The organism is Halorientalis pallida (assembly GCF_004118325.1).
Classification (GTDB): Archaea; Halobacteriota; Halobacteria; order Halobacteriales; family Haloarculaceae; genus Halorientalis; species Halorientalis pallida.
Genome location: NZ_RDFA01000006.1, coordinates 1 through 25,606, shown reverse-complemented (window position 1 = coordinate 25,606; position 25,606 = coordinate 1). Strand labels below are relative to the sequence as shown.

At 66.5% G+C, this 25,606-nt stretch carries 25 protein-coding genes, 2 tRNA genes and 1 pseudogene; 11 read left to right on the top strand and 17 right to left on the bottom strand.

The genetic code is table 11. From position 1 onward, the window contains the following. Position 1: 1 nt before the first annotated feature. The gene (locus EAF64_RS15730) at positions 2–1,294 is read right to left on the bottom strand and encodes an MBL fold metallo-hydrolase (protein WP_129069945.1); all 1,293 of its coding nucleotides are present in this window, start codon (positions 1,292–1,294) and stop codon (positions 2–4) included. A 314-nt stretch (positions 1,295–1,608) separates the two neighbouring features. On the opposite strand from EAF64_RS15730, the gene EAF64_RS15725 reads away from it, so the two are divergent. Further along, positions 1,609–3,498, top strand: a complete 1,890-nt coding sequence (locus EAF64_RS15725; RefSeq protein WP_129069944.1) for a S15 peptidase family protein — start codon at positions 1,609–1,611, stop codon at positions 3,496–3,498. Positions 3,499–3,588: 90 nt separating this feature from the next. On the opposite strand, the gene EAF64_RS15720 is transcribed toward EAF64_RS15725, so the two are convergent. Both EAF64_RS15720 and EAF64_RS15715 read right to left on the bottom strand, forming a co-directional pair. Beyond that, positions 3,589–4,911, bottom strand: coding sequence for a methyl-accepting chemotaxis protein (locus tag EAF64_RS15720; protein WP_129069943.1), 1,323 nt, complete (start codon positions 4,909–4,911; stop codon positions 3,589–3,591). A gap of 85 nt (positions 4,912–4,996) precedes the next feature. Further along, entirely contained in the window at positions 4,997–5,224 is a 228-nt protein-coding gene (locus EAF64_RS15715; RefSeq protein WP_129069942.1) for a hypothetical protein, read from the bottom strand. A 135-nt stretch (positions 5,225–5,359) separates the two neighbouring features. On the opposite strand from EAF64_RS15715, the gene EAF64_RS15710 reads away from it, so the two are divergent. The 4 genes from EAF64_RS15710 (at position 5,360) to EAF64_RS15695 (ending at position 8,138) form a co-directional block, all read left to right on the top strand. Continuing rightward, a complete protein-coding gene (locus tag EAF64_RS15710) occupies positions 5,360–5,671 on the top strand; it encodes a cupin domain-containing protein (protein ID WP_129069941.1) in 312 nt (103 codons plus the stop codon). Positions 5,672–5,711: 40 nt separating this feature from the next. Continuing rightward, on the top strand, positions 5,712–7,139 hold the full coding sequence (locus EAF64_RS15705) for an FAD-dependent oxidoreductase (protein WP_129069940.1): 1,428 nt from the start codon (positions 5,712–5,714) through the stop codon (positions 7,137–7,139). Between the two features lie 26 nt (positions 7,140–7,165). Next, positions 7,166–7,408 (top strand): glutaredoxin family protein, encoded by a 243-nt coding sequence (locus EAF64_RS15700; RefSeq protein ID WP_129069939.1) that lies wholly within the window; start codon positions 7,166–7,168, stop codon positions 7,406–7,408. Between the two features lie 103 nt (positions 7,409–7,511). Next, the gene (locus EAF64_RS15695) at positions 7,512–8,138 is read left to right on the top strand and encodes a DUF302 domain-containing protein (RefSeq protein ID WP_227739017.1); all 627 of its coding nucleotides are present in this window, start codon (positions 7,512–7,514) and stop codon (positions 8,136–8,138) included. 226 nt (positions 8,139–8,364) lie between these two features. Here the strand turns inward: EAF64_RS15695 and EAF64_RS15690 are convergent, their stop codons facing one another. Further along, a complete protein-coding gene (locus EAF64_RS15690) occupies positions 8,365–9,324 on the bottom strand; it encodes an oxidoreductase (protein ID WP_129069938.1) in 960 nt (319 codons plus the stop codon). A 346-nt stretch (positions 9,325–9,670) separates the two neighbouring features. Here EAF64_RS15690 and EAF64_RS15685 point away from each other — a divergent pair. Continuing rightward, positions 9,671–11,224 (top strand): annotated as a pseudogene (locus EAF64_RS15685) (RNA-guided endonuclease InsQ/TnpB family protein). Between the two features lie 52 nt (positions 11,225–11,276). Here EAF64_RS15685 and EAF64_RS15680 read toward each other — a convergent pair. Both EAF64_RS15680 and EAF64_RS15675 read right to left on the bottom strand, forming a co-directional pair. After that, the gene (locus tag EAF64_RS15680; RefSeq protein ID WP_227739016.1) at positions 11,277–11,582 is read right to left on the bottom strand and encodes a CPCC family cysteine-rich protein; all 306 of its coding nucleotides are present in this window, start codon (positions 11,580–11,582) and stop codon (positions 11,277–11,279) included. Positions 11,583–11,644: 62 nt separating this feature from the next. Then, positions 11,645–11,929, bottom strand: a complete 285-nt coding sequence (locus EAF64_RS15675; protein WP_129069937.1) for a DUF6360 family protein — start codon at positions 11,927–11,929, stop codon at positions 11,645–11,647. Positions 11,930–12,102: 173 nt separating this feature from the next. On the opposite strand from EAF64_RS15675, the gene EAF64_RS15670 reads away from it, so the two are divergent. Further along, positions 12,103–13,143, top strand: a complete 1,041-nt coding sequence (locus tag EAF64_RS15670) for a hypothetical protein (protein WP_129069936.1) — start codon at positions 12,103–12,105, stop codon at positions 13,141–13,143. 69 nt (positions 13,144–13,212) lie between these two features. On the opposite strand, the gene EAF64_RS15665 is transcribed toward EAF64_RS15670, so the two are convergent. Continuing rightward, entirely contained in the window at positions 13,213–15,024 is a 1,812-nt protein-coding gene (locus EAF64_RS15665; protein WP_129069935.1) for a nitrite/sulfite reductase, read from the bottom strand. An 87-nt stretch (positions 15,025–15,111) separates the two neighbouring features. Continuing rightward, positions 15,112–15,450, bottom strand: a complete 339-nt coding sequence (locus EAF64_RS15660) for a hypothetical protein (protein ID WP_129069934.1) — start codon at positions 15,448–15,450, stop codon at positions 15,112–15,114. 330 nt (positions 15,451–15,780) lie between these two features. Between EAF64_RS15660 and EAF64_RS21100 the strand changes: the two genes are divergently transcribed. The 4 genes from EAF64_RS21100 to EAF64_RS15645 all read left to right on the top strand — a co-directional run bounded on the left by EAF64_RS21100 (position 15,781) and on the right by EAF64_RS15645 (position 17,480). Then, positions 15,781–15,921 (top strand): hypothetical protein, encoded by a 141-nt coding sequence (locus tag EAF64_RS21100; RefSeq protein ID WP_193767721.1) that lies wholly within the window; start codon positions 15,781–15,783, stop codon positions 15,919–15,921. 56 nt (positions 15,922–15,977) lie between these two features. Continuing rightward, complete coding sequence (locus tag EAF64_RS15655) at positions 15,978–16,646, top strand: DUF7119 family protein (RefSeq protein WP_129069933.1); 669 nt, start codon at positions 15,978–15,980, stop codon at positions 16,644–16,646. Between the two features lie 55 nt (positions 16,647–16,701). Then, positions 16,702–16,813, top strand: a tRNA-Lys gene (locus EAF64_RS15650). 460 nt (positions 16,814–17,273) lie between these two features. Further along, the gene (locus tag EAF64_RS15645) at positions 17,274–17,480 is read left to right on the top strand and encodes a hypothetical protein (protein ID WP_129069932.1); all 207 of its coding nucleotides are present in this window, start codon (positions 17,274–17,276) and stop codon (positions 17,478–17,480) included. 90 nt (positions 17,481–17,570) lie between these two features. Here the strand turns inward: EAF64_RS15645 and EAF64_RS15640 are convergent, their stop codons facing one another. From EAF64_RS15640 to EAF64_RS15600, 9 genes are all read right to left on the bottom strand, one after another. Further along, entirely contained in the window at positions 17,571–18,392 is an 822-nt protein-coding gene (locus EAF64_RS15640; protein ID WP_129069931.1) for a hypothetical protein, read from the bottom strand. A gap of 71 nt (positions 18,393–18,463) precedes the next feature. Beyond that, positions 18,464–18,715, bottom strand: a complete 252-nt coding sequence (locus EAF64_RS15635; RefSeq protein ID WP_129069930.1) for a UPF0058 family protein — start codon at positions 18,713–18,715, stop codon at positions 18,464–18,466. Between the two features lie 98 nt (positions 18,716–18,813). Beyond that, positions 18,814–20,121, bottom strand: a complete 1,308-nt coding sequence (locus EAF64_RS15630) for a DUF7405 family protein (RefSeq protein ID WP_129069929.1) — start codon at positions 20,119–20,121, stop codon at positions 18,814–18,816. Beyond that, on the bottom strand, positions 20,121–21,167 hold the full coding sequence (locus tag EAF64_RS15625) for a DUF7350 domain-containing protein (RefSeq protein WP_129069928.1): 1,047 nt from the start codon (positions 21,165–21,167) through the stop codon (positions 20,121–20,123). The genes EAF64_RS15630 and EAF64_RS15625 overlap by 1 nt, the downstream gene beginning before the upstream one ends. 53 nt (positions 21,168–21,220) lie before the next feature. Next, positions 21,221–22,156, bottom strand: a complete 936-nt coding sequence (locus EAF64_RS15620; RefSeq protein WP_129069927.1) for a DUF7282 domain-containing protein — start codon at positions 22,154–22,156, stop codon at positions 21,221–21,223. A gap of 1 nt (position 22,157) precedes the next feature. Beyond that, the gene (locus EAF64_RS15615; RefSeq protein WP_129069926.1) at positions 22,158–23,225 is read right to left on the bottom strand and encodes a DUF7350 domain-containing protein; all 1,068 of its coding nucleotides are present in this window, start codon (positions 23,223–23,225) and stop codon (positions 22,158–22,160) included. A 50-nt stretch (positions 23,226–23,275) separates the two neighbouring features. After that, positions 23,276–23,818, bottom strand: coding sequence for a DUF6789 family protein (locus EAF64_RS15610; RefSeq protein WP_129069925.1), 543 nt, complete (start codon positions 23,816–23,818; stop codon positions 23,276–23,278). Positions 23,819–24,096: 278 nt separating this feature from the next. Further along, positions 24,097–24,172, bottom strand: a tRNA-Cys gene (locus tag EAF64_RS15605). A gap of 76 nt (positions 24,173–24,248) precedes the next feature. Next, entirely contained in the window at positions 24,249–25,451 is a 1,203-nt protein-coding gene (locus EAF64_RS15600; protein WP_129069924.1) for an acyl-CoA dehydrogenase family protein, read from the bottom strand. Positions 25,452–25,606 lie beyond the last annotated feature (155 nt).

Below are 25,606 nucleotides of genomic sequence, written 5' to 3'. Positions count from 1 at the left end.
GTCAGATCGACAGCTGCTCGCCGATTTCGGGCGCGCTCGCGTCGAATCCGTCGGCGGCCAGTTCGTCGGCGAAGGCCCCACAGCGGTCGCCGTGGTCGATCAGCACCGACGTGTCCCGGTAGGAATCGAGCAGGGCCAACAGACCGTGGCGGTCGGCGTGGGCCGAGAAGTCGTACTGTTCGACCTGGGCGGCGACGGGCATGACACGGCCGTCGATCTCGGCGCTGCCGGTCTCCAGCAGTTCGCGACCGGGCGTCCCCTCGACCTGGTACCCCGTCATGGCGATCTTGTTGACCGGTCGGTCCCGGATTTCGGGGATGTAGGTCATCGCCGGGCCACCGGAGAGCATCCCGCTGGTCGTGACGATTGCCGTATTTTCGTCGGCGATGCGCTTTCGCTGCCCGTCGCGGCCGGTGACGAAGCGAGCGTGGCTGGTCGCCCGCTTGAGGGCGTCGGCGTCGCGGACGAACCCGGCGTGGCGGCGCACCATCTCGGTCACGTCGGTCCCCATCCCGTCGACGTAGCAGGGGATGTCGTACGCTTCACAGATCATGAGCATCTCCTGGGTCCGACCGATGGCGAAGGCGGGAACGACGACGGTGCCGCCCTCCCAGATGGTGGTCTTGACGCTCTCGGCGAACCGCTCCTCGACGGCGCTCCGGGCCTCGTGTGCAACGTCCGAGTAGGTACTCTCACAGATCACTGCGTCCGCGTCCGGGCGAGCAGTCGTTCCCGGGACGAGTCGTTGTCCGCGGAACGACCGGTCACCCCGGCTCGTGCGGCCCGGAGCGGCCTCGCCGCTTCGGTGTGAAGCGGTGTGGAAGTCGCCCGTGTAGAACAGCCGGGTCTCGCCATCGTCGATCAGGACGTGAGCGCTCCCGGGGATGTGGCCCGCGTCGTAGAGCGTGATCTCGTAGCCGGCCGCCTCGAATGGATCGCGGTAGCCGTGTGTCTCCGAGACCTGTGTGACCCGCCGCACCTCTTCTTCGGTGAACGGGCAGTCGTAGGTGCCGCCGTGCAGTTTCAGGGTGTCCCGGGCCAGCGTCAGCGTCAACTCCCGCGTCGGGGGCGTCCAGTGGATCGGTGGACGGCGATCACCGGAGAGCAGGGTTGGGATCGCACCGACGTGGTCGAGGTGGCCGTGGGAGACGACGACGGCGTCGGGATCGGGCGTCTCGACGGGAAACTGGGGTGGGTCGGCCGTCTTCATCCCGAAATCCAGCAGGAGGGAGTCGTCGATCAGGATCGCGCTGCGGCCGACCTCGCCAGCGCCACCGAGAAACCGTACGTTCATCGCCCGCAACTAGCGAGCCACCGCGTTTGACTGCATTGGTTCAGACTGAGAGACCGACGGGGGACTGGAGACTGGAGACTGGATCCGTGCGACGGAGTGTCCCCGCCTCGACGACAGAGTGAGCGACCTCGGGAGCGAGGCCGACGACCGAATCCACTCCCCTGGAGCATACACTGTTCGCACGAACGGCAGAGATCGGTTACACTGTTGGTCGTTGTCCGGGAGAACGCTTACCTGCACGGTTGTGCTTTATGTACGAGCCTTTACAATCCCCCCAAAGTTTGAAATGTGTTTTGTGAGTGTGCACTGATGGTATGGTAGACGAGAGCGAACTGCTGGCAGCGACACGGCGGGACGTGCTGAAGTATCTCGGTGCTGCTGCCGGGTTGGGAGTCGTCGGGAGTGGCGCGATCGATCCGTTCGCGCATCCGGTCGCGGCGCTACAGACCGACGAGGACGCCTTCCAGAGCGAGGAGCGGCGTATCGAATCCTTCGACGGAACCGAACTCGACACGACGTTCTACGAACCGACCGCCGACGGGCCCCACCCCGCCATCCTGATGACCCACGGCTGGGGCGGGAGCAAGACGGATCTCCAGCCACTCGCGGAGGTGTACGCGAGCAACGACTTCGTCGTACTGGCGTACACGTCCCGCGGGTTCGGGCAGGGAGGGGACACCGACGGCTCCGGTGGCGAAGTCAACTCGACGAGCGAACTCGAACGGCAGGACGCGAGTGCGTTGATCGATTACCTGGCCCAGCAGGACGCGGTGCTGACCGACGGCGAGGACGACCCACGGATCGGGATGGACGGCACCTCCTACGGTGGCGGGATCCAGCTGCGGACGGCGTCGGTCGACGACCGGCTCGACTCGATCGTGCCACGGGCGACCTGGAACAACCTCGCACAGTCGCTCGCGCCCAACGGCGTGATCAAGCGCGGGTGGATCGAGGCGCTCGAATTCGGCGCACAGACCGGCAACGTCGCGGCGGAGAACTCCGAGACGACCAGCGGCATCCTCGAACGCGGCCGGATGACCGAGGAGGACCGGTCGTACTACCGACAGCGCTCCCCGGTCAGCTACGACGCGATCGAGGACACGCCCGCGCTCGTGATCCCCGAGTTGACCGACCAGCTGTTCCCGATCAACGAGGGGGTGCGCAACTTCCGCAAGCTCCAGACCGACGGGAGTCAGACGACCCTGTTGCTCGGCCAGGACGGCACGCACATCCTCGGCCAGCCCGAGGACTACCCACCGGGGTCGGAGACGTCCCGGCAGTTCGTCGGGCAGGTGGCACTGCAGTGGCAGGAGGCACACCTCAAGGACGGCGACCTCGACGTCTCGACGCTGCACTACTACGACGAATCCGCCGACGAGTTCGTGGCCGCCGAGGAGTTCCCACCACATCCCGAGCGGTCGACGAGCGGGACCTTCGCCGAGCCGGTCCAGCTCGGCGGTGCGGACGGCAACGTCGCCAGCGTCGACATCGAGATCGAGGACGAGACGGAGATCCTCGGGCTCCCGTCGCTCCAGCTCGACGTCACGCCGACGGGCGACGGCCGGAGCCACCTGTTCGTCGCGCTCCAGCGCGTCCGCGACGGCGAGGCCACGACGATCAAACAGCGGGTGACGCCGCTCGCGGTCACGGAGGCCGGCGAGATCGATCTCGAACTGTTCGGCGTCCACACGCACCTCGCGGCCGGCGACCGGCTCCGGGTGGCGATGAGCGCCCGCGAAGACGCCCTCACCTCGGCGGAAGTCAACGAGCTCTTCGGCGGATCGCTGTACCGGCCCTCGGACGACGACGCAGGGATCGAGATCGCCGGTGGTTCGGAGGTGCAGCTGTCGGTCCCGGCGAGCCAGGAACTCCCGGCGGCCGGCACCGTCGGCGGCACGGACGGCGGCGAGATGGACGGGACCGAGGGTACGGAGAGTACCGAGGGAACGGCCACTGACAGTGGAATGGACACGACAGAGGGAACGGCCACTGACAGTGGAATGGACACGACAGAGGGAACGGCCACTGGCGACGGAATGAACGGCGGCGACGGAACGGCCGGCGGCGAGACCGAAGAGGGGACAGCGACGAGCGAAAGCGGCCCCGGCTTCGGGATTTCGGCTGCCATCGGCGGCGCAGGTGGCCTCGGCTACCTGCTCTCACAGCGGTTGGGCGACTCTGAGCCCACAGAGGCCGACGACTGAGAGAGTGAATCGGTGCCCGGCGACTCCGGCCTGTTGAGCGGGCGGTCGCAGGTTGTCAGCGTCACGACCGCCTGCCGGCTACAGGAGCCCTCAGAGGTCCGTCTGGACGTCCAGGGCGTTCAGCTGGTCGACCTGCTCGCTGATCCGTTCGACTTCCGCGGTTTGTGCCTCGTTCACGCTGGCGATCACTTCGGCGTCGTCGGCGACGGCCTGGAAGTCGTCTGCGGTCTGGTCGACCATGCTCGCGATCTCTTCCGTGCTGGCGGCCTGGTCGTCCGTCGCGTCGGCGACTTCCTCCATCCCGTCGGAGGCGTCCTCGACGGTCGCGACGATATCCTCGAATGTCTCGCCGGAACTGCGTGCCTTCTCGGCGCCGGTCTGGATCACGTCGTTCGTCGCTTCCAGGCTGGTCACCGTCTCCTCGGTGTTCGTCCGGATCTCCTGGACGATGTCCTCGATCTCCGTCGCGCGGTTCTGTGACTCTTCGGCCAGCGATTTGACTTCGTCGGCGACGACGGCGAACCCTTCGCCGGCCTCGCCCGCACGTGCGGCCTCGATGGAGGCATTCAGTGCGAGGAGGTTCGTCTTGTCCGCGATGTCGTTGATTACGTCGACCAGTTCGTCGATCTCGCGGATGCTGTCGCGGAGCGCCTGGACGTCCCGAGTGACGGCGTCGGCCTCGTCTTCGACCCGCTCCATGATCTCGATCGTGTCGGTCGCCTCCGCCTGCCCCGTCTCGGCTCGCTGCTTGGCGCGCTCGCTGACGGAACTGCCCTCGTCGGCCGTGGCGGCCACCTCTTCGACGGTCGCCGAGAGGCTCGACACTTCGCTTGCGATCTCGCTGATTGCGTCGAGCTGGTCTGCCGCACGGGTGCTGATCTCCCCGGAGTTGTCCGCCACGTCGTGTGACGTGGCTTTCAGCTCGTCGACGGCCCGTTTGATCCGTTCGGTCGCGTCCTTCCGGTCCGAGATGTCCCGAAAGGTCTCGCTGATGGCGACGACGTCGCCGTCCTCGTCCCGGATCGGCTTGACGACGAGTTCGGTCGGGATCACGCGCCCGTCGTAGCTCTCTTTCTCGACTTCGACCCGGATCTCGTCTTTACCCTCGTCGACGACCTGTTTCAGCGTACAGTTGTCCGTCCCGCAGACCTCCGGGTGACAGAACTGGTCGTAACAGTTCACGAGTTCGCTCGATTCGGCCTCGACGCCGCCCATTTCGACCATCTGGTCGTTCTCGAACACCACGTTGAAGCCCGTGTCCAGAATCCGCATCGCCGCCCCCGTCGAATTCATGATCTGTCGGATATTGTTCGAGAGCACGTCCCGGAGCGCCGCCTCGTCGAGTTCTTTCCCCTCCAGAATCTCCTGTGAGAAATCGATGCCGCTCGTAGACCCGCGTTCCTGAGTTGCCATACACGCTCTGACAGGATCGACGGATAAATACCCTCATTCGGTTCTCAGTGTCTGATACCGGTTGACGGAACGGCCACGACCGCCCTCAGAACGGGAACGGGCCCGACCCGGAGCGGTGACGCCGCCAGGACCGGCAGAACTCCGCGGTCGGATCGCTGTCGGTGTCGCTCGCCTCGTCGTCAGTCTCTTCGTCGTCGGTCCGATCTTCGACGGTCCGGACGGTAGGAATCCCCGCCTGGCCGCCAGCCAGCAAGTGGTCGGGCAGGTACGCCGTCGTCGGCACGGTCTCGTTGGTGGTTTCGGAGTCGGTCATACATCGATCACGTCCCTACACGGTCATAAGTACGCAAGCGTGTTCTCGGTGTGTGAAGAGAGGTATATATAGGCTCTTTCAGTGGCTGAAAAAGGGTCCACAAGGCCCAATCCCCTCTCCGTCGAAGCGGGGTGTATGAAGCGGACGCGTGTCGAGTCTGATCGCTGGTTCGACGTGTTAGGAGAGACCGAAACGGCACAGGCCGCCGTCATGACGCTCTCGCCGGGCCAGTCGACGGGCGGGCCGGACAACCACCACGGGCGAAGCGACCAGTGGCTCTACGTGATCGAGGGCGAGGGGCGCGCCGTCGTCGAGGGCGAGCCGGTCGCGCTCCGGGCCGGCGATCTCGTCTGCATCGAGGCCGGCGAGACTCACGAGATCGAGAACACCGGCGACCGACCCCAGAAGACCCTGGCGCTGTACGTCCCGCCCCGGAGTTACGAGTAGCTCACCCGAAGCCTATGTGCTGGCCCCCGAATGGGAGACCATGCCCGAGCCATTCGTCGTGATCGGCGGGGACGCCGCCGGACTGAGCGCCGCCAGCAAGTGCAAACGGGAGTCTCCCGACCGCGAAGTCGTCGTCTTCGAGAAGGGCCAGTGGGTCTCGTACGCCCACTGTGGCGAGCCCTACTTCGTCAAAGGCGAGGTCGACAGACTGGAGAACCTGCTCTCGCTGACGCCGGCGGAGATCGAGGAGCGCGGCATCGACCTTCGGCGCGGTCACGAGGTCGTCGCCGTCGATCCCGACGCGGGCACGGTTACCGTCGAGGGTCCGGACGGCGAGTTCGAGCAGTCCTACGGCGACCTGCTGGTCGCGACCGGCGCGCGGGCGGTGACGGACCCCATCGAGGGGAGCGGACTGGACGGGGCTTTCCCGTTGCACGGACTGGACGACGCGGCCGCGATCCGGGCGTTCCTGCTCGATCCGAGCGAGGACGCGCTCGCGGACGTGGGCGGCGAGGACTTCGTCGACCGCGAGCGCGTCGAGCGGTTCGGCGCGATGACCCCGCCCGAGACGGCGGCCATCGTCGGCGGTGGCTACGTCGGCGTCGAGATGGCCGAGGCGCTGTCGGCCCACGGCCTCGACGTGCACGTCTTCCAGCGGTCGGGCTACCTGCTCTCCCCGTTCGGCGAGGCCGTCGGCGAGGCGGTCGCCGAGGAACTCCGCGAGCAGGGCGTCACGCTCCACCTCGACGAGGAAGTCGCACGGCTCGCAGGTGCCGACCGCGTGGAGCACCTGGAGTGTGCGGGCGGCACCGCGCTCGATATCGACCTCGCAGTCGTCGGAGTCGGGGTTCGGCCGAACACGGACCTGCTCGACGGGACGGGGGTCGAACTGGGCGAGGATGGAGCAGTTGCCGTCGACGAGTACGGCGAGACCAGCGTGGCGGGCGTCTACGCCGCCGGGGACTGCGCCGAGGACGAGCACACCGTCACGGGCGAGTCCGCGTGGGTCCCGCTCGGACTGACGGCCAACCGCGCGGGCCGGGCCGTCGGCGCGACCGTGGCGGGCGATCCCACGACGGTCGGCTCCATCGCGGGGACGGCCGTCGTCAAGGCCTTCGAGCAGGAGTGTGGCCGAGTCGGCCTGCTCGAAGACGGAGCCCGCGACGCCGGCTTCGAGCCCGTCGGCGAGACGATCACCACCCGGTCGCGGTCGGGCTACTACCCCGGCGCAGCCGAGACGGCGGTGACGCTCGTCGCCGACCGGGAGAGCGAGCGCCTGCTCGGGGGCTCCATCGTCGGGACCGACCGCGCCGCCGTCCGGATCGACACGGTCGCGACCGCGCTGGAAGCGGACATGACCGTCGGCGAACTCGAACGCGCGGACCTGGCCTACGCCCCACCGTTCAGTCCCGTCTGGGACCCGATCCTCGTGGCCGCGAAAGTCCTCAACGGGAAGCTGAAAGATTGATCCCGGCGGCGACCCCAGACTCGCGCATGCCCGAAGTCACCGTCTACTCCCGGGAGAACTGCCACCTCTGTGACGAGGCGCTCGCGACCATCGAGGCGGTGGCCGAGGAGGTGGCGGTTGCGGTCGAGATCGAGGAGATCGACGTGGACGACGACCCCGACCTCCGCGAGGAGTACGGCGAACGCGTCCCCTACGTCCTCGTCGACGGGACACCCAAGTTCAAGTTCCGGGTCGACGAGGCGGAACTCCGCCGGACGCTGGAGGGTTGAGCAGCGGCGAGCCGACCGCCGCCGGAAGTCGAGTCGCTCTCCGGACCCGCCCGGCGGGTAGCTGTCGCGTAACAAACTGTTTCGATGCGGTACCCGTGAGTGGATGGATCGACGAACACTGCTCCGTCTCCTCGGTGTCGGTGCGGTCGGCGGCCTCGCCGGCTGTGGCGGCCCCGAGAGCCAGCCGTCACCGACGGGCACACCGACAGCGACAGAGATGACACAGGCAGACACCACCACGACCGACGGGGAACAGCAAACCGAAGAGGAACCGAGCGGCGAGGGCCGGATGGATCCCGGGCTCGTGACCGTCACCGTCGACGAGAGCGTCGACGCCACGGTCCAGCGGATCGAGAGCGACGTGGCGGGGAGTCCGCTGACGCTCCTGGCGACCGTCGATCACGCCGAGAACGCCGCGTCGGTCGACCGGAGCCTCCCGCCGACGCGCCTCCTGCTGGTCGGCAACCCCGACGTTGGGACGCCGCTGATGCAGGACGCCCGCTCGGTCGCCATCGACCTCCCGCAGAAGCTGCTTGTCTGGGACGACGGCGGACAGACGAAGGTGACCTACAACGACCCGCAGTACCTCGCCCGGCGTCACGGCATCGAGGGCGAGACCCAGCGACTGAACCGGATCGGCTCTGTCCTGAACGACCTCGCGACCGGCACCGGGAACTTCGGCGACACACCGACCGGAACGCCGACGGACACCCCGAGTCCCGGCCAATGAGTCACTCGGAATCGAGCCAGCTCTCGGGGTGTTCGATCTCGAAGGCGAGCCAGCCGCCGGAGTAGTCCACCCCGCCACGTTCGCCGGCGGACGGTTCGCGCTGGATTCGGTAGCCCTAGAGCGTCGCCTCTCCGGTCCGGAGTTCGGTCGCGATCCGTTCGAGCGCCGCCGCGAGGGAGTCACGGCTGTCGGCCATGCCACCGACTACGACGACGAGCCCGAAAAGTCAGTCCCCGGCGGCCGCAGTCGCTTCGGGCAGGTCGTAGGTCACGCCCGTCAGCTCCTCGGAGACCTCCCAGAGCCGGCGGGCACGGTCGGGGTCGCGGGAGCGCCGAGATGGCGTGTCCGCCGCGGGCGGGCCGCGCATGTTCATGAACCCGCTCGGCCCGACGTACTCGCCGCCCCGTACGCCGGGTTCGGTGGCAGCGTACAGCATCGGGAGCGCGCCGGTCGCGGCGTCCTGTGCGAAGACGGCGTTGGCGACTTTCATCATCGCCAGCCGGAGCGTCGAGCCGGCCTGTTCGGGGCCGCGACGCTGGAGGTTCGTGTCGGCGTAGCCCGGGTGACAGCCGACGCTCGTGACGCCGTCGACACCGGCCGCGTCGAGCCGACGATCCAACTCGAAGGCAAAGAGGAGGTTGGCCAGTTTGCTCTGACCGTAGGCGTCCCACTTGCCGTAGTCGCGCTCGCTCTGGAGGTCCGCGAAGTCGATCTCGCCGTTCTCGTGGAGGCCGCTGGACTGGGTGACGACGCGGCTCTCGCCGTCGGTCCCGCGCAGGGTGTCCAGCAGGTGCCCGGTCAGCGCGAAGTGGCCGAGGTGGTTCACACCGAGTTGCATCTCGAACCCGTCTTCGGTCTCGCTCCGGGGAATCGCCATCACGCCCGCGTTGTTACAGAGCGCACGCAGGTCGTCGTGGGCGTCGGTGAACGCCTCTGCGAAGGTCGCGACGCTGTCGAGGTCGGCCAGGTCCAGTTCCATCACGGAGAGGTCGGCGTCGGGCACGTCGCGGCGGATCTCCGCGGCCGCGGACTCGCCACGGTCGACGCTGCGACAGGCCATGACGACCCTCACCCCCGCGTCGGCGAAGGCCCGTGCGCCCTCGAACCCGAGGCCGCTGTTCGCGCCGGTGACGATCACTGTCTCGCCCGACAGGTCGGGCATCTGCACCGTCGTCCACTCGGACATACCCACACTATGTGCGCCAGCGACAGAAAACTACCTGTAACAGCGAGAGAGTCCCCGCCCTTCCCGTGAGGGAGGAGCGTTCCGACATTCTGTCGGAACCGAGGACTGAACAGGGCGGGCGTGAATCGCGTAAGCTCCCGTGGGAAACCGTCGCGTTACTGCTGGTCTTGAGTCTCCAACGTTTCGAGTCCCATTTCCAGCACCTCGATATACGCTTCATCGAGCGACAGGTCGTTTGCTTCGGCGTAGTCTTTCACCCGTCCGTGCAGTCCATGTGAAATATCTATTGCTGGTCGCATTGTCGCACGAGACTTGTTTGACAGACAGACGTGAAAACAATTGTGGCATGAAGCGCACCAACACGTTCGCCGTGCGACCGCTCTCCGACGATGGTGAGCAACTGCTACGGGACCTGTTGGACGCTTCCGCCGCTCTCTGGAACGAGGTCAATTACCAGCGTCTCATGCGGTACAACGACGAAGACGGCTTCGAGGGCGACGTATGGGACGCCGGTACCGGCAAAGTTGAAGGCAAATACAAAGGCGTTCTCGGCGCGTCCACCGCCCAACAGGTGATACGCAAAACAGCGAAGCATGGCGCGGGTTCTTCGACACGAAGAACAAGTACCACAACGAGTCGAATACGTCGGTCACGGAGCACCCAGAACCGCCGGGTTTCCGTGGGAACGAGGACGATGGGCGTGTACTCAAAGGCGTCATTCGCAACACGTCGTACACTGTCGAATGGGGCGAGCGGTCCCGACTTGAGATACTTGTCGGGAGTGAGTTGAAAGACCGATACGACCACACCGGGCGTCTCCGGCTGGAGATCGCTGGCGACCCGAATTGGCCCGACTACGAGGACCAAGGCCGGTTGGACCTGTGGTACGACGAGACTGACAGCACCTTCCGAGCTTCGCAACCCGTGACTATTACTGATGCACGGGACACTCCACTGGCCGACCAGAAGGCCGTCACCAGAAATCGGAGATTTCTGGTTGCCCATCAGACGTAGTCTGATGACCGCTCTGGATATTGGTGCAAGCGATCGCGTCGCCTGTACCACCACGACCGGCGAGCAATACCTGTACGAAGGCCGCGAGTTATTCCAGCGGTTCCGTGACACGACCCGCCACATTGCCGAGTTACAGTCCAAGTTGCCCGAGAGACGAAGTCTCTCGGAATCACGGAAGACGGAGTCTTCCGGACGACTACGGGAAGGCCGATACAGTAGCGAGCGTATCCGGCGACTGTACCGGAAACGGACTCGTCGCCGGGACCACGCACAAGACGCACTGTGTCGTAACCTGCTGGACCGACTGTACGCCGAGGGTGTAGACACCGTGTATATCGGTGGCTTGACCGACGTACTCGAAACGCACTGGTCGGTCAGGGTGAACGCCAAGACGCACAACTTTTGGGCATTCAAGCAATTCACCGAGCGACTGGCGTGTACCGCCGAAGAATACGGGATCGCGGTCGAAGTGCGGTCAGAGGCGTGGACCAGCCAAGAGTGCCCGCAATGTGGTTCGACAGACCGAACGACACGGCATCAGGACACGCTCACCTGTCCATGTGGGTTCGAGGGGCACGCCGACCTTACAGCCTCAGAAACGTTCCTGAAGCGTCATCAGAACTCGGAGAGCTCTGATTGGCGAACGAGACGCTTAGCGTCTCGTCAACGGCACACAGAACAGGCAGTCAGGCCGATGGCACGGCCCGTGTCCTCGGAAATCACAGATTTCCGGGATGCCGAAAACGCCCAGCGTTTTCGAGCACGGTTCGAGTGGGACGACCACGGATGGTCGGAGTCACCACGCTCTCACGAAAGTCCCAAAGAACAGCGCACAGACCCGAGTACCGTCCACCGTGACGGGAATGTTGCGTCCGGCGAGTCTTAGACCGACTGAGACTCCCACGGACGAAACCCTGCCGTTCACAGCGGGGAGGATGTCATTCCTCGTAGGGCCAGTTGGGGTCCCGGCGCTCGTCGTCGCGTGGGTCACGGGTGTCCGGTGCGGCCCCGGGCGTACAGGCCCCGTGTTCCTCGAAGTTCTCCCGGGCGTCCGACAGCGAGACGTGGTTGGTGTCCCCCACGTAGGCCGGATTGTGGAACTGGACCGGGTCGTCCATCCAGTCACAGACGGGACATACCTCGTAGGACCCCGGCTGGTCCTCGGGAAGGGATTGGTAGCCACAGCACGGACAGAAGCCGAGTTCGCGCGAAGCGGGATTCCCGTCGGGGTCCATCGACGGCATGTGGTTCGGCCTCACCCTACATAGTAGTGCGGTTCGGCCGACTCCGGCCGGCCCCGGCCCACTCACTCCGACTGTGCGGCCTCGACTTTCCCGGCGTACTCTTCGAGTTCGGCCGCGAGTTCCCGCGCTTCGGCCGCCGAGAGCGTGACGTGGTCGGCGTGGGGTTCCACCGCGTCCAGTTGCGTGTTGTCCATCTCCAGCTGGAGTTTCACGTGGTCGGGGTCCTGGCGTGGAGCGGTGACGTTCAGGACAGCCAGGGCCTCCTCGTCGAAGCCGTGGCCCTCGACGCGACCGTCGAGCAGGTCGAAGGTAGTGTAGGCGTTGACTTTCAGCAATCGGTCTACCATACCCCGTCGTTGGGCGGGCCGGCACTTCCACCTTTTTGCTCGGGCCGTCGCGAGGCAACCGTCCGTACCGGTTCACTCGGGGATCCGGTCTCCCCACGGGCACCGGAGCCAGTACTCAGTCTGGGATACCGCTCCAACGTTTAACTGTCCGAGACCCGGTGCGTTACGGGAGTATGGAAGCTGACGAGAAGATGGACGAAGTCTGGGTAACCCGACTCTCGCGGGTCTTCGTCGAGCGCAGTCCCGTCGGCTCACTGCCGACGATACTGCTCACCGTCGGACTGGTTCCGTTCGCGCTTACAGGAGTGTTTCTGACGCTCATCGGTTTCGACGTTCGGCGGGTGTTCCTCGGGAGTCAACTGCTCGCGTCGGCGATGATCGCGGTCGCAACGGTACTGATCTGTCGGTACGACACCGTCGTCCTCTCGACGTTCGTCGAGCGAGCCACGGAGGTCACACCCCACGACGACAACCGGGAAATCCGGGCCATCGCCGCCCGGTACAGGGCGTTTTTCACCGACACGAGAGCGACGACCGTCGTCTGGACCGCGCTGATTCTGTTCGCGGTCCTCGCCAACGACGGGTATTTCCGGGCGCTCGGAGTCCCCGGGTACACCGATCCCGCCTACCTCGTCTATCTGGTCTTTACCGCCTGGGGTGGCGCGATCACCGCCGTCGGCATCCGCATGGCCGCCACGACGACGCTCTGTATTCGCGAGATCGGTCAGTTGGATTTCAGCATCGATCCGTTACACCCCGACGGCCTCGGCGGACTCAGCGCCATCGGTTACTTCGCGATCCGGACGACGACCATGCTCTCGATCGGCGCGCTGGGATTGCCCCTCGCCTTCGACGTCGTTCGTGTCGGCGGCGGGAGCGGGATCATCTACGTTCTCGTCGCGATCTACATCGGACTGATCGTCGGCTCGTTCGCGTTCCCGACCGTCTACATCAACCGTCGCGCGAACGAGATCAAACAGGAGCAACTGAACGACACGCGCGAACGCATCCACGACCTCAGCGAGCGGCTCATGGCAGCCGACGACCCCGAAGCGATCGAACCACTCCAGATGAAACTCGCGGAACTCCGGACCGCGTACGACACTTACGACAGCGTGAGCCTGTACCCGATGTCGCTGTCGATAGCATCACGGCTCGCCTCGTCGGTACTCTTGCCCCTCTTTTTTCTCCTGTTCGAGACGTACGTCGTCTGAACTGCATACGTCCGCGAACGGACGTGGTTCGGGAAGACAACGTTCGCTCGACCGGCGGAAAACCCGTCGTCAGTCGTCGGAGGGAAGCGGCTGGCCGGTGCCGTCCGTCGGTGCCGGCGAGGCGTTCATGTCGTCCTCGTCGGCGTAGGGGTACCACGTCATCTTCGTGTTGTGCATGTACGGGTCCTCGTAGCTGGTCTCCTCGGCGTCTGCGAGGTCCTGCAGGGCGTCCTCGTCGCGGGCCGCGATGAACTCCCGGAAGGTCTCTCGCTCGACGGCTTCGCCGTCTCGCCCTCGTTGTTCCTCCGGAACAACGCGCTCCTCTCGCTCGGCCTCGTAGGCCGCCAGCAGGTTCTGGATGTAGCCGGGCACCTCGTCGGCAGCGACACGCATCTCCACCCAGTCGGCGAAGTGCGGGTCCTCGCCGAGGCCGCCGCCCAGGCCGATGTCGAATGCCTCGACCGGCTCGCCGTCCTTGCGCGTCTTCATGCCGCGCAGGGACACGTCGGCGATCTGGGGCTGGGCACAGGAGGCCGTACAGCCCGACAGGTGGATGTGGAAGTCCTCGACGCCGTCGGGCAGCTCGACGTTGTCTTTGAGCCAGCGGGCGTACCGGACCTGGCGGTTCTTCGTCTCGGTGATCGACAGCGAGCAGAATTCAGAGCCCGTACAGGCGATGGAGCCGCGCATGAACGGGTGGGGGTCCGGCGAGTAGTCCTCGAGCAGGGGCTCGTCGAGGAAGGCGTCGAGATCGTCCTCGGGCACGTCGGTGACGATGACGTTCTGTCGCTGGGTCAGGCGGACCTCGCCGGAGCCGTACTCCTCGGCGAGGTCGGCCAGTTCCAGCGTGTCGTCGGCACCCATCCGACCGACGAGGACGTCCAGGCCGACGTAGTAGTTGCCGTCGGGCTGTTCGTGGACGCCGACGTGGTCGCCGTGGCCGTCGTTCTGCCCGGCGTTGTACGTGTACTGGTCGCGCATGTCCTCGCCGGCCGTCGGGAGCTCGAAGTCGACGAACTCCTCCTGCAGGACGCGGCGCATCTTCTCGGGGCCCCACTCGTCCATCAGGAACTTGATGCGGGCGTTGAAGCGGTCCTCGCGGTCGCCGTACTCGCGGAACAGGGCACTCATGCCGGCGGCCACGTCGCTGGCCTGCTCCGGGGGCACCCACACGTCGATGCCGCGGGCGAAACGGGGCTCCTTGCGGGAGAGCCCACCGCCGACGCGGACGTTGAAGCCGAGTTCGCCGTCTTTCTTCGCGGGCTCGAAGGCGAGGTCGTTGATGTCGCCCTGACCACAGCCCTGGTCACACCCCGTCACTGACACTTTCCACTTCCGGGGCAGGTTGGCGTAGTCGTCGTCGCCTTTGAACTCCTCGTGGAGGTCCTCCGCGACGGGCCAGGCGTCGATGTGTTCGTGCGTGTCCTTGCCGGCGACCGGACAGCCGACGATGTTCCGCCAGGAGTCACCGCAGGCTTGCTGGGTAGAGAGACCGTTAGATTCCAGTTTTTCGAAAATTTCCGGCACGTCCTCCAGTTTGATCCAGTGGAGCTGGATCGACTGGCGGGTCGTCCAGTCACAGTACGCGTCGCCGAATTCGGGATTGTCGACGGGGCCGGTCGCGTACTCCTTTGCGATCTCGCCGATGACTTCGAGCTGGCCGGGCTCGATCACACCGTTGGGCGTCCCGATACGCATCATGAAGTAGCTCTCCTGACCCGACCGCTGGTGGTACAGACCCCACCACTTGAACCGCTCGAACCAGGCGTCGTGCTCGTCTTCGGGAATCGCGTCCCAGCCCTCCGCCGCGAACTCCATGAGGTGCTCGCGGATCTCCGATCCGTACACCTCCGATTTCCAGTTCTCGACCTTGCTCGGCATACGAAAGGGTCAGGTACTACACTCATATAGCGTTCTCCTCACCGACAAGCCTCCCCACCTCTTCGCGGTAGCGGACGGTGTTGCCGGCTACTCCGGACGGGCGAGTCGCGTCCGTTTCCGTGGCACGTGGACGCTCTCGGGGACGACGCCGTAGAACTGGCCGTCGTCGGGGTCGATGACGCGGCCGACGGTGAGCCAGTCGGTGACGCCCTCCGTACCGCACTGGATACAGCGCCCGGCGAAGCGGGCGGCGATGTCGGGATAGTCGACGCCGACTTCGACGACGCCCTCCGCGAGGAAGTCCGCCATCTCGCAGTCACAGAACTCGTGGCGGGCCAGCAGCCACAGATCGGAGACGTTGATCTCCCGGGAGTCGTTGACGCTGATCCAGGCACCGTCGTCGAGTTGGTGGACGTCGGTGGTCATTCGCTCCTCCTTGACGCCCGGCCTACCTGAGTGGTCCGGCGCGAACAATACTCGCCGGGGTCGGGCCGGCGAGGGGGCAGACCGGCCGTGTGGCCGCTGGCAGTCGACACTGTGATCCGATACCACGCGGCGTAGTCAGAGAAAGGGGACACGTTTTGCCGGTATACGGGAGTACGGGTGAGGATTACGGTTGCGAGAGGCCTTATGATAGTAGGGCAGGTAGAGAGGAGTGATGACTGACAGTGACGGTGCGGCCGGTGCCGGACTCGATCAGGCCCCAGCGGACGTTGCGCCGGAGCTGTACGAACCAGATCAGGAGCTGGATTATCGATGACCGAACACGCGACAGACCCCGACACGGAGGAGGAAGAGGACGTACCAACTGACCATCTCGACGACCTGGACGACGGCTGTGGCTGTGCCGAAGTCTGGGAGCACACCAGCGAGCGCCGCGAGGCTGCCGACGACTGACGAATGGCCCGCGACCTACGGGACTCTTTTATCATTCGTCGCCCTAGCACGCATCGATGACTGACGGGCCCGCGGAGGGACCACCCACGGATCGCGAATCGCCAGTGGGCCGTCCCGTCATCAGAGGTGACCCGACGCTCACTGGCGAGCACGCCGAGCGTGCAGTAGCGTTCGACCCGGACGACCCGGACAGGCTCGCCGAGGCCGCCGAGACCGTCCGCCAGTTCTCGCAGAACACCGCCGGCGACCCCGACAACGTCTACATGCTCCGGGGCGCGGCCGCCTGTGCCGCCCTGGTGCGGGGTGAGGGCTCGTACAAGGCCGCCTCGGAGCGCGCCGGCGGCGACGCCACCGTCGCGTTCATCCGGAAGTGGTCCCGCGTCCACGACCTCCCCCGGTCGATCCGTCGCCACGTCGCCAAAGGCGAGATCGCGCCCACCGCCGCGAAACACATCGCCCGTGTGGCCGGCGAGGCCCGCCCGTTGCTCGCGTGGGCCGCCCTCGACCACGATCTCACGGTCCGTCAGATCCGCTCGGTCGCCAGCACTGTCAACGACGGCCACACGGTCGAAGAGGCCCTGGCCGCCGAGGGTGTCACGCTCGGCGAGATGTCGATGGAGTTGTCCCAGAACGCCTACTGCGAACTCCGCCGGCAGGCCGCGCTGGAGGACGTCGACCCCGGGCGGCTGGTCGGGGAGGCCCTAGAGGCGTATCTCGACGACTGACCCGGTTACAGTGGATCGAAACTGTTTACCACCCGACCGCCTCACCTTGAGACGAGGGCCGGTAGCTCAGTTAGGCAGAGCGTCTGGCTTTTAACGAGTCCGCGCGTTCGATCCGGGCGGATTCGGAAGTGACCAGATGGTCGGGGGTTCAACTCCCTCCCGGCCCGTGGAATGAACCGCAGAGCGATAGCGACGCGGTGAGTGAACCGGCAGGAAGGAGTTGAGCCCTGCCAGTGGCAGCCCGCACAGGAGCGAAGCGACGAGCAGGACCCTCTGTCTCCGGTTCAACTCCCTCCCGGCCCGTGGAATGAACCGCAGAGCGATAGCGACGCGGTGAGTGAACCGGCAGGAAGGAGTTGAGCCCTGCCAGTGGCAGCCCGCACAGGAGCGAAGCGACGAGCAGGACCCTCTGTCTCCGGTTCGACTCCCTCCCGGCCCGTGAACCCTGCGGCTCGCAACCCGCGAGCCGCTGGTGAACGCCGCCGGAGGGATTGAAATAGAACAGTCGCGCGCAGCGAAGCGAGCACGTCTGCGCGTGGTCAACTCCCTGCCGCCCCGTGTTTCGGACCGATTGGCGAATCGAAACGAGACCGGGGACTTTACGGGGGTGACAGAGAAGGGGGGCATATGATAGGCTTCAGTGACAGACTGGAACTGCTGGGACTGCTGACGGGGGCGTTCCTGGTACTCGCGGGGTTGGGAACCATCGCGGGGACGCCCTGGACGACGCTCGGCGGGGCCGTCGGTGGCATGAAAGCCCTCGGCGGGCTGTTGGCGATCGGTGTCGGCGTGGGGCTGGGCTGGCTCTCGCGGACGGACGCGGGCCCGGCCTGATCGAGGCGCGGCGAGACGGCAAGACGACGGTCGAAATCCTGCGGATCGGCGGCGAACCGTTCTTGAAAACACGAAATCGCAGCGGCGGAACTAGTCCTTGACCGGGAGGTACGCCGCGCCGAGGAGGATGACGGCGGCGCTGAAGCTGACGATGGTGACGCCCCAGAGGCCGTTCTTCCGCTCGGTGAAGTAGTCCTGACGCTCGGCGTCTTCGAGGTAGCCATCGACGTTCTCCGAGAGGATCGCCGTGTCGTTGTTCGGGAAGTGGACGATGTACTGCGTCCCGCCGAGGGTGACGTTCCCGCCCTCGGAGAGCGAGACGGTGTTCTCCTGCGGGGAGGTCCAGGTGAGTTCGACCGCGGACGTGGTCACGTTCGTGACGCTGGCGTTGACCGGGCCGCCTTCTTCGGGGACGTACTCGAAGGTGTTACCGACGGCGAAGGTCCGCGTCTCGGGCGCGGGGAGGTACTCGTCGAGCGGTTCGAGGGTCTGGTTCTCGCGGTAGACGACCTGACGTTCGCCGTCGACGGTGACGGTCTCGTTCTCGACCGCCGAGTCGTTGGCGAGGATGCCGCTGGCGTCGAGTTGCTGGCGGAGATCGAACTCGGAGACGTCGGTGCGGTTCTCGATGCGGACCGTCCACGACTCGTTGTTGTAGGCAGTCGTGGAGTTGTTCTCCAGCGACGCGGTTGCCTGCGCGGACTGGTTGGTCCACGCGAGTTCACCGCTCCCTTCCGAGACGGAAGCGATGTAGACCCGGTCGCCGATTCTGAGTGTGTCGTCGGCCGTCAGCTCCTGCCCCTGCACGTCGATCGCAGGTTTCTGGGCGTCGACGACGGTGATATAGCCGAACGACCCCGCCCCGATGGCGAGGAAGAGAACGAAGTATATCGCCGCGGCTCGTCGTTGCATACTTCGAAGCTTGTGAGGACGGCCTTTAATCGTTACTTTTCGCCAGCGCGACCGCTACCGGCCGGTTCCGGTCACTTCGGCGCCTGTCGCGCCCGGTCACGCTCGTCCTGTTCCGCGCCTGACTCGTCGGCCGTCGCTGCCGCCAGCGTCGACGCCAGCGCCATCACGGCCCGTTCGTGGTCCGCCTTCGATGCGTGGGCCGCCATCGGCGACACCGTCTCCGCGACCGCGTCCACATCCGTCTCGCTCACGCCCCGCGCCGCCAGCGTCCGCTGTGTCACGGCGAGCAACTGGTGGAGGTGCAGGAATTCGTCTTTCCGCATTACTACTCCATAAGGGCTGGACGACCCTAAACCGCACGAAGGCAGTGTTACCACTCCGCACGAAGGCGGCCCGAAAGAGCGGGTACGTGACGACCGAATCAGGCGGGTCGCGGCGTCGGGAGCGCGCGGTGGCGGCGCGGCGGCACCAGGAAGTTCCCGCGGTGCTGGACGAAGATGTACTCGAGGATACCGTTGTTGACCCGCTGGCGGATCGCCGGGTTGTCGGTGAGGTCGTCGCCGTTCATCGCCTCGCGGACGTCCTCGAAGGTGGAGAGTCGGCGCTGGAGCGACGGGAAGTGGAGGCTGGCGAGGTCGTCGTCGGTCGACTCGACGTGTCGCCGGAGGATGCGGACGTTGCCGTCCGCGTCACGGTTGGCGCGGGCGGCCTTCTGTGCGTGGCCGACCCGGCCGTGTTCCTCGATGGACTGTTCGATGGTCTCCGGATCGAGGAACGCGTCGATGCCGCTGTCGGCACCGAGGTTGTCACCGACGCCCTCGACGAGGCCCTGCTCGGCGTGGCCGGGGCTGAACATCTCCATGACCCGCTCCTCGAAGCTCTGTTCGTCGTACCAGTCGCCCAGTCGCTGGCGGAGGTTGGCGACGTGTTTGGTCGTCCCGTCGGCGAAGGGACCCTCCCGGATCGTGACGTAGTCCTCGGTGGCCTGATTCCCCGAAAAGCCGGCCTCGAAGCCCATGAACAGCGGCGACCGGTCGGGGACCGGCAAGGAGTCGGGGATGCCGCTGATCGGCTCGCCACCCTGGGCCTGTCGCTCGGCCGGCATCCCCGCGCCGATGAAGCCCGTTCGGCGGTCGTCGACGATCAGCACGTCGCCCAGTGTCGCATCGACGGCGATCCCGTTGGCCTCGCTCCGGTCGCCGAACATGGCTTCCTCGACTTCGAGCACTACGTCCCCGCGGTCGCTGGCAAGGTGGAGCAGGGCGTCCTGCGTGTCGAACTCGGGGTTCTCGAAGCCCGAGAGCCGCCGGGGTTCGGGCAGGTCCACGCTGTCGGGCAGAGGATCGCCGAAGCGATCGAAGTACGACGGCGAGTACGCGAGCGAGTAGATCAGCCCCTCGTTGCTCCGCTCGTAGGCACGATCGAGCGTTCCCAGCGCCGTCTCGACGGTTTCGCGGGCCTCGTCGCCGGGCGGCCCGTCGCCGTCGAGAGTCAGGTAGAGAAACGCCTGGTGGCGGGGCAGGTGGACGTTCCCGTCCCCATCCACGCGCACGCGATCGTTCCAGGCGTGCTGACGCTGGGGCAGTTCCGAGGGATCGGAGACACCTTCGGGGACCGGTTCACCGGCCCGCGGTGCCCGCCCGAGGCAGGCGCTCAGGGCGCTGGCACCGCCCACCGCGACGGCGGCTTTCATGAATCGCCGGCGGGGCAGCGATTCGTCGAGGTCCATCAGAGTTGCACCTCCATGTGGGACATCTCCAAGAAGGCCATCTCGTACCCCTCGTGGCGGGTCAGCTGGGGCGGCGTGTCGACCGTGATCGAGAGGGTGTCGTCGTCGGCCACCTCGGAGACGGCCGCACCGTAGTGGTACCCCAGGTCGGGGTCGAGTGTCGGTTCGAGGGCGAACGAGTCGCCGGCCAGCGCCCCGGACAGCGTCATCGACGGCAGGACCATCCGGTTGTACGGCGTGTGTGCGAACACCGACAGATACTGTCCGTCGCCCTCGATGCCCGCGGGCACCGTGTCCTGAACGGTGACGACGAACGCAGCGTCGCCGCTCGTGGCCGTCCCGTGGACCTCGCCCGGCAACTCGCCCTCGGGCGGGACGGTCGCGCTGGGTGCCATCATGTCCATCGGCTCCAGGGCGGCGCGTTTGCCCGCGTCGTCGTACTCCTGATAGGGGAGGTCGTCGCGGGTGCTCTCGCTGTACTCGAACTCGATCTCGGCAGTAGCCGGTTCGGTGAACCGGCCCTGGAAGTCACCGGATCGGCGGACCCGGCCTTCCGGTACCGACCCAACTTCGATGCTGGCGATGTAGGTGCCGTCGCCGTCGCCCTCGACGTTGTTGCCGTAGTGCAACCCCATCGGCTGGGACAGCATCGCGTACATGTTGGTCTGGTCGGCCAGCGCCCCCTCTTTCGTGAGTTCGACGGTCAAGCTGGCGTTGGGCAGGACCGTCTCCGTCTCGGGGTCCCAGACGACGGTCATGAAGTGCATCGCCGTGCTCCCGTCGAGTTTCTTCAGGTTGGTGTCCGACCCCGTGACCTCCCAGAACCGGTGTGGGTAGCTGTACATCGCGGCGATCCGGTACTCGCCGGCAGTCGTCGACCCGACCATCTCCATCCCCTCGGAGTGAGTCGGGTAGTAGACCGCGTCGGGGCGGTTCTCGACCAACGGCGGCGACCGGACGGATCGCGACTCCGTCTGGAGACAGCCCCCGACGACCCCCGCGCCGACCAGTCCGGCCCCCGCCCGGAGGACAGCACGTCTGTTCATCGCCTGAGGGTAGGTATGCGATACAAAAGCCCGTTCCGATTCACGACACAGGATCACATACCCTGGCGACGCGCCAGCCACGCGGCGATCACGGCGACCGCGAGCGCGACGCCCCAGGCGCCCGGCCCCGCGCCGTCCGCCGAGGTTTCCGCGGACGAGTCGGTCGTGGCCGGCCCGTCGGCAGCCTCGCTGTCTCCAGCCGAATCGGTGGTCGGTACCGGCGTGTTCACGCGGATCGGGTCGCGCCCCTCTGGAACCCGCTCGTATCGACTGGCGACCGGTTCGCCCGCGACGCGGACCACCGGATCGACGCCCGGTTCGAACCGGCCGTCGCCGTCGTCGGTGTGGACGGCGACCGCGACGACCGCACGCTCGTCGAGCCCGCTGGTGTTCACCGACACGCGCACGCCCGTGTGTCGGCCCGCCGGAAGGGCCCGGGATCCGAGTGACCGACCGAGCGTGCCGTTCGCCGTCGCGTGGACGACGAGGGACCCGGCCTCGGGGAGCGTCGCCGCGACGACCGGGAGCGTCCCGTTTTCGAGCGCTCCGGCTCCGCGCGTGACGACCGAGGCTGGGCGCTCACCCCGCGCGACTGCGAGTCGCTGACCGGCCGGACCGCCGAACCAGGTCAGCATGGTGTCCGCGGCCGGATCGAAGTCGTTCCCCGCCTCCGCGTCCGCGTGCAACACGGCCCACAGCGTCACGTTTCCGCGAACCCCCGTCCAGAACGCGTCGTCGGCCCGGACGGTGACGCCGCGGTGGCGGCCCCGGTCGAGCGGCCGAACGCCGACGATCCGCCCCGGCTCACCGCCGTCGTCGGCCCGCAAGACGAGATACCCGTCCGTCGAGAGGAAGGCCTCCTCGACGACGACGGTCCCGTCGGTCGACACCTGCGGGGACGCCGTCGCGTGGTTCCCGTGGGCGACCACGAGGCCAGCCCCCACGACGGCGAGGGCGACCAGGCCGGCGAGGACGACGGTCGTGCGCATCTCAGATCGACAGCTCCATCGGCGGCATGGTCAGGAAAGCCCGCTCGTAGCCCTCGTGACGGCCGATCTGTGGCGGCATCGCGACCGAAAGACGGAGCCACTCGGCCTCGGCGAGCGCGGGGATCGTCGCCCCGTAGTGATAGCCCAGGTCGGGGTCGAGCGTCCGGACGAGAGCGCCCTCGAACGCGCCGACCGACGCCGTCAGCGACATCGCGGGGACCAGGAGTCGGTTGTACGGCGTCCGGGCCGAGACCGCGAGGTACGGCCCGTCGCCCGCGACGCCTGCGGGCGGATCGGCCAGGCGGACGACCGCGAAGGCCGCGTCGCCGCTCCGTGCGGTCCCGAGATGCGTCCCCGGCATGGCCTCGGTTTCGGGGGCCCGGCCAAGCGGGAACGCGGCGTCCATCGGCGCGACGGCCCCGGGTTCACCAGCCTGTGGCGTCTCGCGGGTGCCGATTTCGCGGCGGTCCCGGCCGGTGAATCGGAACGGGATCTCGGCGGTCGCCGGCTCCTCGAAGCGTCCGCGGAACGCGCCGGTCCGGCGGATCGAGGGCGCACCCACGTCGATCCGTGCGCGGTAGCCCCCGTCGGCCGGGAGCGTGAAGTTTCCCCCGTAGTGGACACCCATCCGCTGGGAGAGCATCGGGTAGATGACTTCCTCCGAGACGAGCCGCCCGTCGTGTTCGAGTTCGAGCGAGAGCCCAGTCTCCGGGATCGCGACCCCCGTCTCTGGATCCCAGACCGTCGCCATCAGGTGGAGACGGTAGCCGTCGCCGCTACCTTTCGGGACGAGCGATCGCTGATCGTTCGTCACCGTCCAGAACCGGTGGGGGACCGTGTACAACAGCGCCACCCGGTAGGGCCCGGCGGTCGCCGTCCCCAGCCGTCCCATCCGCTCGACGAACGACTGGACGTACACGCCCCCGTCGCTCGACCCGGGCGGCGTCGACGTGGTCGGGCCCCCGGCTTTCCCGTCGGTCGGCGTTCCCGCGGTTCGCGGTCGGTTACAGCCCGCGAAGCCGGCGGCACCACTGCCGGCGAGGAGGGCGAGCAGGCGTCGCCTGTGCATTCGCCACTGCGTTCGGGCGGCGAGGAGTTAGGGGTTCCCCCGGCGTCCGCTCAGACCAGCGTCTCGGGGCGGTCCGAGAGGTAGTCGAAGACCGCGCCGAGGCTGAAGCCGTACGCGAGGTGGCTCACGAGTGTCAGCACAGCGTAGAGCGCGAGCGTGAACGTCCCGCCGCCGACACCCTGTGCGAACGCCAGCACGAACCCCGTCCAGAGGACGAACCCGTATGGAAGCCCCTTCGTCGCGAACCGCTCCCCGGGGAGGTAGGCGGCCGTCGCGGCGAACAGCAGCGGCCAGGTGACCATCCCGCCACCCAGAAAGACGAGGAAGCCGACCGCGACCGCGTTCGCCGGGAAGATCACGTCTAGCCCGGACAGGTCCGCCAAGATACCGAACGACGACATGTCGAACGCGTCCAGCGACGACGCCACGAACAGCCCGATGCTCATCGCGGCCGTCCCGACCAACCCACCGACGGCCCCGATCAACCCGTCCGTGACGATCCCCGCGAGGTGATCGAAGTCCGGCTCCGCGACCTCGCCCTCGACCGCCGGCTCGAACTCCTCGGTGCTCGTTTGGGTGTCACTGTCAGCCATGGAAAGCACTCACGTGCCCGAGCGGCAAAAGGGATGCGCACACGTTCACCTGTGCGTTCATATCACGACCGGTGGACGATTCGATCCGAATTCCGGTTCGCGTCGGACCGCTTTCGGTCCAGGGACGATCAGCGTGACACGTGAGCCAGGCATCGTATTTGGACCGGAGGGAGACCCACTGCGTTCGTCTCTCGTGATCCAGATCCTCACTCGGTTCCGCCGCTCGCGACGCAGTGTCACGGTCGTTCTGATCGCTCACGAACTGTTCGCGACACAGAAGCCAAGGGCCGGATTTGAACCGGCGATGATCCGCTCTGCAGGCGGACGCGTTCGGCCAGACTCTGCCACCTTGGCGCAGTCTGTAGTAATCGAGAACCGCGTTTAAGCGTAGCGGTCTCGTGTGCGACGGCACGAGACAGTCCGAGCGATCTCAGTACGAGCGTGGGAGCCCCAGCGTGTGCTCGGCGATGTGATTTCGCATCATCTGTGACGACCCCGGCGCGACGGTGCCGAGTCGGCTCCCCTTCCACATCTCGACGATCATGTAGTCCCGGCTGAATCCGTTCCCGCCGTGAGTCTGGAGCGCCACGTCCGTCGCCTCGTGGCCCGCCTCCGACGCCCGGAGTTTCGCCATGTTCGAGACCTCCGCCGTCCTCTTCATGTCCTCGGTCCCCGACGTCTCGTCCATCAGCCACGATGCCTTCTGGACCAGGAGCTTGGCCGCCTCGACCTTCGAGTGCGCGTCCGCCAGCGGGTGCTGGATCGCCTGGTGCGCCCCGATGGGCTCGTCGAACACCACACGGTCGTTCGCGTACTCGACTGCCCGTTCGATCGCGTTGCGTCCCACGCCGATCGCGCCCGCCGCGCCGACCAACCGCTCGGGATTGACCGTATCGAACAACTGGTACAGTCCCATGTCCCGCGTCCCGATGATATCGTCCTCCGTCAGCTCGTACCCGTCGAAAGAGAGTTCGTACTGGTTTTCCGGTGTCGGAATCCCCACGTCCAGTTCCCTCCGCTCAACGTTCTCGTCGTGGGGATCCGCCAAGAACAGCGTGATCCCCTGCGTCCGCTTGGGGACCTCGTCTTTGGGCGTCGTGCGCGCCACCAACAGCATCTTGTCCGCCTTGTCGACCCCACTGATCCACTGCTTGCTCCCGTCGATCAGGAAGGTCCCGTCGTCTTGCTCTTCGGCAAACGTGTCCAGGTTCGGCGCGTTGTGCCCTGCGTTCGGCTCCGTCAGCGCCATACAGAAGTTCAGGTCCCCGTCCACCAGCGGCTCCAGGAGTTCCTCCTTCTGTGTCTCTGTCCCGTGATTCGTCAGCGTCACCGCACCGAAGACGACGTTCACCACGAACAGCATCTCCGCACCCATACTCCCGTGAGCCACCAACTCCTCCACGATGGTCGTCAACTCCTGGATGCCCATCCCCTCGCCACCGTACTCTTCGGGCACCGTGACACCGAGGAACCCAGCGTCGGCACAGTCCTCCCAGAACTCCGTCGGCGCCATGCCGTCCGCGACGTCCCGCCAGTAGTCGTCGCCGTACCCATTTGCAACCTCACGCGCCGTCTCCCGCATCATCCGGTGTGTCTCCGACTCCGCGAACCCCGATTCGTCAGTGAATGACATGCACCCTACGAGGGGCTACCGGCAAATAAAGGTATGAACTTTGAACGGCAGGAGGGTTGCCGAATGTTCGAACGCAACCGGCAGCCGTCGCTCGCAGTGTGTTCGAAATGAAAAGACCCCCACACGGCGAGTGCCGTGTGAGGGTCTGAGTATGA